Raw genomic sequence first — 6866 nt, 5'->3', positions numbered from 1 at the left:
CCTGCTTAAAACCCTTTACCTTGAGGTGGGTGATACCAAGAAACTGTTCAGCCTGAGGTAAGTTCCGAAAAGTGCTACAATTGCTCAGTAACGTTCCTCTTGTTGCAATATATATCCCCATAATGATTTCCTCAGGTGCGACAACACCGTTGGATTGGCTCGCCCTAGCTGCAGGTAGCACGATTGCAGGTAACTTTACTTTAATAGGGGCAGCTAGTAACGTGATAATATCCGAATCCTCGGAAAGCAGGGGAGGAAAGGGATTTGGATTTATAGAATTTATTAAAAATTCCATTCCTGTATTGATAATAAATTTTCTAGTTCTTTATCTATTTCTTAGGCTGTAGGGCCCTAGACACCGCTATAAGTTGCATTTCGTTGGTCCCTTCGGCAATTTCCATTATCTTGGCGTCCCTGTATAACCTCTCAACCTTTGAACCTCTGTTCAGCCCATGTCCTCCAAATACGTGTAGGGCAGTCCTACTGACCTCTGCCGCAGTTACGGCAGCCATATACTTGGCCATACTTGCCTCAGTTAACGCCTCTATTCCTTTGTCCAGCATATATGCTGCCCTCATGGTCAACAATCTCGACGCCTCAACCTTAACCAGCGCATCTGCCAAATTGAAGGATATCCACTCCTGTTCAAGAAGGGATTTTCCAAACTGTTTTCTCGAGGCAGCCCTGTTAACGGCGTCCTCTAGAGCTCCCCTAGCTATGCCCACAGCTATTCCAGCATAACCGTTTCTGCTCACCATCAATGCCTTTATTGCCCCTCTGAATGCATCTCCTTCCTTGCCTATGATGGAGTCCTTTGGAACCCTGGCGTTGTTGAACTTCACATAGGAGACTCCTGCTCCCCTAATCCCCATCAGGTCCAGTTTGTGAACCTCTATTCCTGGGGTCTTCGTATCCACAAGTAGCAATGAGATACCCTGTCTGTCTCCTGGATTACCGCTTGTCCTCGCTAGAACAACCATCTTTGTGGAGAATGAAGCTCCGCTGGTGAATATCTTCTCCCCGTTAATGACAAGCTCGTTTCCCTCAAGCTTAGCTGTAGTCTGAAGCGCACCAAGATCAGATCCAGCACCTGGCTCAGTAAGCGCCACAGCGTAGATTTCCTTTCCCTTAACCCCATCCTCTATCCATGTCTTGGCCGAATCCCCACCCACGGAGACCAGTAACTGGAGGGCGTTGAGCTGTGTGTGAAGGCTGTGCGAGGCACCACCGCTTTCCGCGCCGAGTTCCTCCGTTGCTATGGCGAAGGCGACCTCGCCTAGTCCCAATCCGCCATACTGGGGAGGAATCTTCATTCCAAGAAGTCCCATCTCTCCGAAGTCCCTTACAATCTTCTCTCCTCCTTCGTTCTTCTCATCCATGGTTTTGGCGTATTCCTTGACAACCTTCTGGGCATAATCCCTTACCTTCTCCTTGTACTCAAGCTGTTCCTTTGTTAGCTCGAACATGGCTATCGGTTTCTGAAAGGTATAAATGATATTAAACTTTATCTTGATTCACAGTGCAGATTTAACAAAATCGGAACCGCGTAGAAGGACGCCATGAGACCTCTCAGCAAGCATAGAGTTGAAAGAGGGGTGATATGGATTTCCAGTATCTATCACTACGAACTTAGAAATTTCGCCCAATCTAGCAGAAAAATACTCTAATTCTTGAAGAACGTTTCCGTAGAGGGATACGTTAGCCTTCCCGTCTGAGATCAAAAAGACCAGAGGAGTTAACTTACGCCTGGTTCTTCTCTCCCTGTTCACCACGTTCAAAGCCAAGGAGAGAGCCATGGACATGGGAGTCTTACCGGATGGAGTTACGTTGTCAACAAACTCCTCCACCCTTCTCAGGTTTCTGGTCAGGGGCACATCATATCTGGCCTCAGAGCCTGAGAACGTAATGAGGCCCACCCTGCTCCTCACCTGGTATGCCCTTTGTATTAACCCTCTCAGTATAGCCTTGGCAACTAGAATTCGCCTGGAAAAGTCCATGGACCTACTGGTATCGAGCAGGAGTAAGATGGGCACCGCGCCCTGAGTTTCTGCGTTTTTCATTACAAGATCATCTGGATGAAGCCGGGTTCTCCTATCGAGAGCCATGTTAACTAGGGAGGAGTGGAGATCTAGATGGATCCCGCTTCCCGCAAACTTACCCGTAATGATATCGAATACTCCACCTTTGCCGAATCCTGTACCCGGTGACTTTATCTTGGGTAAATCCATGTTTGCTGAGAGGTTAGATTCAGGCTCTTGAGCGTTCTTTCTTTTCTCGTTGCCTGTATAGGTGGAATCCCTATTACCGTGATTCTGAGCCTCTCCCTGATTCCTAGGAAGGTGCGAGGTTTGAGGCGGGGCACGTCTTTCCTTAACCCTATGATGTAGCACAAACTCCAGAGCCTCCTTCACGTCTTCCTGGTCCACTTCAGTCCTACCGCTCAACGCGGCTAGAGCCTTGGCCACTTTGGTCGCCGCTATCATGGCCCTAGTACTTTGGGACTGAGAGAGTATCTCCTGAGCTAGATAATGCATCAGCTCGTCCGGAACCCTGACCTTGGGTAGGTTTTCCTTCGCCTTGAGAATTTTCTCCCTTATTTCCGCTTCCTGTTCCCTGAATTTGGAGGTGAACTCCTCTGGATTCCTCTCGAACTCTTCCACTCTTTTCGCGATTTCGATCAACTCCTCGGGACTTCTTGGGGATTCAGCCTCAACAGAAATGGCGAACCGATCAAGTAACTGTGGCCTTAATTCTCCTTCCTCGGGGTTCATGGTCCCTATCAGGATAAAATCTGCTGGATGGATGACAGAAACTCCTTCCCTCTCAACCACGTTAAACTTAGATGCGGCCGAGTCCAAGATAGCGTTGACCACCTCATCCGGGAGCAGATTCACCTCGTCAATGTACAGGATCCCCCTATTGGCAAGGGCTAATAGGCCAGGTTCAAGACCCCTTTCACCCTCCTTGAGAACCTTCTTTATGTCAAGAGTACCTACAACCCTATCGAGGGTAGCGCTCACAGGGAGCTCCACGATTCTCATTCTTCTCCTGGACCTAGGCAAACTCTCGCCTTGATCCAATCTTGCCCTGCATCTGTTACACATCCTGTCTCTGTGGTCTGGATCACAGGAGAATGGGCAGTCCGCGACAACCTCTATTTCAGGCAAGAGACTGGCCAGAGCCCTTACCGCAGTGGATTTCGCTACGCCCTTTGGTCCCTTGATTAACACCCCGGTGATCGTTGGGTCAACGGCTACCAGGAGAAGAGCTTTTTTCAATCTTTCCTGACCCACTATTGCACTGAAAGGAAATGATCTCACTCCAGCTCCCCCTCTATCTGAGAGTAGGCGCTTAGCAACTGTTCCTCTATTTCCCTAGAGGGCTTCCATATGCCCCTGTTCTTTGCCTCTATTAACCTCCTCGTTATCTCCTCCAGAGCGTAGGGGTTAACTTCACTGAACCAGTTTCTCATCCTCTCGTTTAAGACAATCTTGGAGGCCACGTTATTGAATATCTGGTCATTTACCAGCCTGGTGGTGGCCGCCCAGCCGTACAGGTGTTCAACCTTCTTCAGTATCTCCGTTGCTCCCCTATATCCGAACCTCATCTGCGAGTTAAGCCAAGAATCGTTGAGGAGCTTCCCAATGCTCACCCTCTCTATCTCCTCCTTGAAAAGCCTGAGCTGAGGCCTGCTGGGGTTTGATGTGTCCTCATACATCAGCTCTGGGTTCTTACCGATCTTCTTACAGGCCAGATACAGCCCCCCCACGTAGCTATAGTTACAGCTATCGTCCAGTATATCTATCTCATCTATCTCCCTCTTGTGAACTATCATTTCCACGTTATCAATGGCCCTTTTCAAATGATCCACGGCCCTCACCCCATTCTTTCCCTTTCCGTACGCATATCCCAACCAGTTAAGGTAGATATCACCAAGCTCAGATTCCTGATCCCATACTCCAGCCTCTATGGCATGGCTAACACCTGAGCCGTAAGCTCCGGGTTTCGCAGAGAACACGTGATATTTGAGGGAGTTGACCCTCGGGTAGTTTAGTGTCTCGGGCTCGTTGAGCGACGTAACTAGCTGTGTAGCTTCATCCAGCATTTCCACGATGTTCATCAGGTTGTCCCTCACAATACCGCTAACGTTAATTACCACGTCAATTCTAGGTCTCTGAAGTTCGTCCAAGGGAATGGGTTTAACCCCCTGAACCCTTTTGGTTATGGAATTCCATACGGGAGTTACTCCAAGAGTCCTCAAAATCTGCGCCACCAGTTCACCGTCCGATCTGAATACATCAGTTGACCAGAGTATGAACCCTATAGCCCTTGGATACCTGCCGTTCTTCCTGTAGAAGGCATCAATAAGTTTCTCAGCAAGCAGTGCACCGGTCTGCCATGCTGACTGAGTGGGGATCTTCCAGAGATCCACCGCGTAGAAGTTTCTTCCTGTGGGGAGAACGTCATATCTTCCTCTAGTGATAGAACCTGAGGGGCCTGGTTCCACAAACCTTCCGTTAAGTGCCTCCATCAGGCTCTCCCTCTCCATGGCCACTGACTCCAGTACCTTGGTGAGCACATAACTCTCCTTTTCCGGCAACTTGGTCTGCCCCTGAATGGCGCTGATCACTATCTCCTTGGCCTTCTCTCTCCCATAGGTCTTCACCAGAGAATCGTTCTCGAACCTTGTGGCAGTCACGACATATTCAGCCAGGTCCTCTTCAGAGGGTACATCCCCCAGTACATGGAGTCCCTTGGAGATGGTTGAATCCTTGAAGATATTGAGCCTATGCTCTATCTCGTGGGTTGCCTTATCTGGATCGGTGAAGTCCACGGTTAAACCTATCTTTTCCGCGGTCTCCTTGATCTTATTGAGCACCAGCTTCTGTCTGACCTCATTGTCCGCCCTTTCTGCCTCCTCATATTCCTCTATCATGTCCTCAAGCTTTCTGGCTTCCTCCGGTATCTCATCAAATATGGTTGGAGGGGAAAGGTGATCCACCAGAACAGCGTAACTTCTCCTCTTGGCGGTTATGCCTTCACCCGGAACGTTCATGGAATAAATGTAAAGGTGCGGAAGTTCTCCTATGGAGATCTGGGGGAAACATGCAGGGGAGAGCCCCACTCCCTTCCCAGGCGTGAACTCCAAGGTGCCGTGAGTTCCAACATGAATTATCACATCAGCCTTGAATCCCTGATATATCCACCTGTAAAAGGCCAGCCAGAAGTGGGGCACAGGAAGGTCAGAGTTATGAACCAGCCTGATCGCGTTCTCCTCATCCTGCCATGTTACCCTCTTGGGTTGCACACCCACGAAAACGTTCCCGAACACTAGGCCTGGGACGATGAATCTCTCTCCGTCAAACATATAATCCCTGGCACCAGGCTTCGGTTCTCCCCACGTTTCAACTACCCTCTTCCTGGCCTCTTCAGGAAGACTGTTGAAGAATTCCATGTATTCGTGATAACCCAATGTCCCGGCAACTCCTGAACCGAGGATATCTTCGAGAGAGTTCCATCTTGTTTCGGGAAAAGCCCTCCTCGAGATTATTTGCTTAACCAGATCCTCGCCGTTTAAGGGAAGATTTTCCACTCTGTATCCACGTTTCCTCAAGAGATGTAGTATCTCTACCGTTGTCTGCAGAGTGTCCAGTCCAGTGGCAGTGCCTATGTTCGCCTCCAGGTCCTTGTATGCGGAGGCACTGTGAAGTATTATAGCAATCCTCTTCTCGCTATTGGGTTTGTGCTGAAGATCAATCCATTTCCTGACCCTAGAAACTAGATACTCTACCTGCTCCCTCACGGGGTTTAGAACTCTGTAGGTGTAATTACCCGTCCTTATCACCTTTATGGTTCCCACAAGAACGGGCTCTATGGTTCCATTCATCTCCGGCATCATCACGCTCATCATAGTACCTATTGGATCCAGGCCCTTGGAGGAGAGCCATTCGCTCTCTGTCTTGTAGTAATCAATCAAGCCCTGAAACACAGGTACGTTCAATTTCTGAAGTAATGTGGAATCCCAGTTCTTTATCAGGGAGAATGAGAGAAGGCTTATCACGGCGTTCACAATGGGCTTTCCCTCGATCATGAAGTATCTCTGGATAGCCTCATCATTTCCTTCAATTCCCCGATCCTTGCTTCCAAATCCCTGCACGAAAACCGGTATCGGGGTTATCCCGTGCCTCTCCAGGCTGGAGATTATGGAGTCAACTACTCCCAGGTCTCTATCTGTCCAAGCTGTTCTGTAGAAGAGAATTCCCACTCTCCTCCCGGAATCGCCAATCTTATTCAGGAAGTCCCTTACATCGGTGAAAGATTCAGGAAAACGTGGATGATAGATCCCCGAGAAAGGAAGGGGCTTGGGGTCTGGTACCTTGATATCAGGAAATTTCAAACTGAGCAGGTAAAGGATAAGGTTACGGATGTTTGCCTCCCCGCCATAGGAGTAGTAAGCTGATACCTTACTTAGAGCCTCTGGTGGAGCCTTATTGTAATTGCTCAGAGCCGGATCCACTACCACCACAACTTCCTTCCTCCTCAGGATAGGAGACAGTTTCTCCATTACTTCCTGATAGAGATGTTCGCTAGAGAAGTGATGGATGAAAACAACATCAGCTTCCTCCAAAAACTTCATGAAGCTTTCGTCAATGGGATCTAACCTAGGATACTTTACCTTCAGTTCCACGCCCAGTTCACTGGCTCTCTCCACAAAGGTTCTTATAACAGAACCATTCCAGCCTATGAGGACCGCAAGTTTTCCCTTTACGTTCATTGCTGGTTAGCCTATCCATACAATACGGAAAACTTTTTATCTTTACCTGAAAGCATGATCACAAGGGTATCTGGCCCCAGACTCCCCCGTG

The 6866-nt window shown here is 48.9% G+C and carries 3 protein-coding genes and 1 pseudogene; 1 reads left to right on the top strand and 3 read right to left on the bottom strand.

The genetic code is table 11. The features are described from left to right. Positions 1–77 precede the first annotated feature (77 nt). A pseudogene (locus tag L3N51_RS01715) lies at positions 78–347 on the top strand (SLC13 family permease); the annotation flags it as partial. Here the strand turns inward: L3N51_RS01715 and L3N51_RS01710 are convergent. Genes L3N51_RS01710 through L3N51_RS01700 form a run of 3 tightly spaced genes read right to left on the bottom strand, consistent with a single transcriptional unit; the run spans position 330 to position 6775 of the window. Then, positions 330–1466 carry an acyl-CoA dehydrogenase family protein gene (locus L3N51_RS01710; protein ID WP_238024877.1) on the bottom strand — a complete coding sequence of 379 codons (1137 nt, stop codon included), beginning with the start codon at positions 1464–1466 and terminating at the stop codon, positions 330–332. The pseudogene L3N51_RS01715 and the gene L3N51_RS01710 overlap by 18 nt on opposite strands. A gap of 48 nt (positions 1467–1514) precedes the next feature. Continuing rightward, complete coding sequence (locus tag L3N51_RS01705) at positions 1515–3320, bottom strand: VWA domain-containing protein (RefSeq protein ID WP_238024874.1); 1806 nt, start codon at positions 3318–3320, stop codon at positions 1515–1517. After that, a complete protein-coding gene (locus L3N51_RS01700) occupies positions 3317–6775 on the bottom strand; it encodes a cobaltochelatase subunit CobN (RefSeq protein WP_238024873.1) in 3459 nt (1152 codons plus the stop codon). The genes L3N51_RS01705 and L3N51_RS01700 overlap by 4 nt, the downstream gene beginning before the upstream one ends. Positions 6776–6866: the final 91 nt, after the last annotated feature.

The sequence above is a fragment of the Metallosphaera javensis (ex Hofmann et al. 2022) genome (assembly GCF_022064045.1).
Classification (GTDB): Archaea; Thermoproteota; Thermoprotei_A; order Sulfolobales; family Sulfolobaceae; genus Metallosphaera; species Metallosphaera javensis.
The sequence above is the reverse complement of the archived record's forward strand: the minus strand, read 5'-3'. Positions and strand labels throughout refer to the sequence as shown.

Excerpts from the sequence above, each read along its gene's own strand:
- L3N51_RS01710 (WP_238024877.1), bottom strand. The coding sequence starts at position 1,466 with ATGTTCGAGCTAACAAAGGAACAGCTTGAGTACAAGGAGAAGGTAAGG.
- L3N51_RS01700 (WP_238024873.1), bottom strand. The coding sequence starts at position 6,775 with ATGAACGTAAAGGGAAAACTTGCGGTCCTCATAGGCTGGAATGGTTCT.